Origin of the sequence: Alcanivorax quisquiliarum (assembly GCF_023051175.1) — a bacterium.
Lineage (GTDB): Bacteria > Pseudomonadota > Gammaproteobacteria > Pseudomonadales > Alcanivoracaceae > Isoalcanivorax > Isoalcanivorax quisquiliarum.
In genome coordinates this window covers 1-1807 of the sequence record NZ_JALKII010000024.1, presented here as the reverse complement: position 1 = coordinate 1807, position 1807 = coordinate 1, and the positions used below count along the sequence as shown (strand labels likewise).

At 43.9% G+C, this 1807-nt stretch carries 2 protein-coding genes; both read left to right on the top strand.

Going from position 1 to position 1807, the window contains the following annotated elements:
* Positions 1–893, top strand: an 893-nt coding sequence (locus tag MU846_RS14445) for a JHBP domain-containing protein (protein ID WP_246953974.1), incomplete at its 5' end; no start/stop codon positions are given.
* An 88-nt stretch (positions 894–981) separates the two neighbouring features.
* Positions 982–1807 (top strand): citrate/2-methylcitrate synthase (locus MU846_RS14440; protein ID WP_246953972.1); only part of this gene is annotated, 826 nt, incomplete at its 3' end.

Below are 1807 nucleotides of genomic sequence, written 5' to 3'. Positions count from 1 at the left end.
CAGTTTTTGGCTTGTTCCTATTGGTTGCCGCGTCTTCGGCTTTTGTCATTGGAGGTGTTCCTCTCCTTGGCAACAGCCTGGATGATCTTGTAGTTGAGGCCCTTGAATACGTGAGGTCTTTACTAAAGAAGCATGATCCTTACACTCTTCCGCCAATGCCTGACCAACACCTCGTTGACACTGATGTTGACTTCATCATTTCAACACATGATGTTAAAGTGTCGAATGCTGGTGACTTTTCAATTGATAAAATATCAAACAACCTTCCACTGCTAAAGGCTTCTTTCGCATTGAGCATCCCAACTGCACATATTTCAGGCAATTACAAAATTTCAGGAACAGGCTTCCAAAAGAAAGTTCAAGGAGAAGGAACTTTTGTGCTCGATGTTACAAAAATGGTTGAAAGTGGCGACATTCAATTTGGCATTGTTGATCACTCCCTTCAGATCTCCACCATCAATTTGGACTACTCCATTGAAAAAATGCAGACATCAGTCACTGGATTGAGCATTGAAGATATGACACAAGAACAGATCGATGATATGCTTAACAAACAGTTCCTAGCCTCCCTTCTTGCTGATCTCGGCGTTGACCTTCTCCATTTCCTTGGTCACCGATTCGTAGGCAGACTTCATATTGTCCATAATTTTCTGGGCGTTAGCTGCAACTTCGGGGTTTTCCTTCTTCAGATTGGCGGTGGCTTCGTCAATCTTGGCCTCGAGTCCCTTAATGGTTTCTTGGATTTGTGGGTTGCTCTTCATCTGTTGCTCGATCTTGGCCTTCATGTCTTTCAAAGCAGATTCGGCCTTCTGGGTGTTTTCCTTGATAGCCTTGATGACAGCTTCGCCATTGGGTTCGTTGGGGAGGTTGAGGGATTTTTTGGCTTCATCTAAGGTCTTGCGAACGCTGGTTTCCATTTCCTTTATAAGATCCTGCATGTTGGTTGTTCCTGCCTCAGGCCTGGAGTAACCGGGCTGAGCAATGCAGAAGAGAGCTACCAATGTTGCAAGAATGAGATGTGAAGCCATTTTGTATGGTGGTATGAGAGGAATCAAAGGCTTGGTCTGTGAAACATCTGTGCTTGATCCCAATGAAGGCATCAGGTTTCGAGGTTATTCTATCCCTGAATGCCAGAAACTTCTTCCAAAGAATCCTAATGGAGGGAAAGAGCCACAGCCCGAAGGTCTATTTTGGCTTCTCTTGACTGGTGATATTCCTACCAGAGCTCAGGTCGACTGGTTGTCAAAGCAATGGGCCCAGCGTGCTGAGCTTCCATCTCATATTGTTAATCTTTTAAATAATCTACCAGCGCAAAAGGTGCACCCTATGTCTCAACTTTCTGCTGCTATCACAGCCTGCAATACAGAAAGCAAATTCGCAGAAGCCTATAATAGGGGCATTAGGAAAACTGAGTACTGGGAATATGTTTATGAAGACTCAATGAACCTTATTGCAAAGTTGCCTGTTATTGCAGCCATGATTTATAGAAACACCTATCAAGATGGTAAGGGAATTGGAGCCATCGACGCTTCTAAGGATTGGTCTGAAAATTTCACCCGTATGTGTGGATTTGATTCAGTGGAATTCACGGAATTGATGAGGCTATATCTAACCATTCACAGTGACCATGAAGGTGGTAATGTTTCGGCTCATACAGTCCATCTTGTTGGATCAGCTCTCTCAGATCCTTACCTGTCATTTGCCGCTGGTATAAATGGTCTCGCTGGTCCTCTACACGGTCTTGCTAACCAAGAAGTTTTAATCTTTTTAACAAAGATGTTGAAAGAGCTTGGAGAAAATGCCCCTG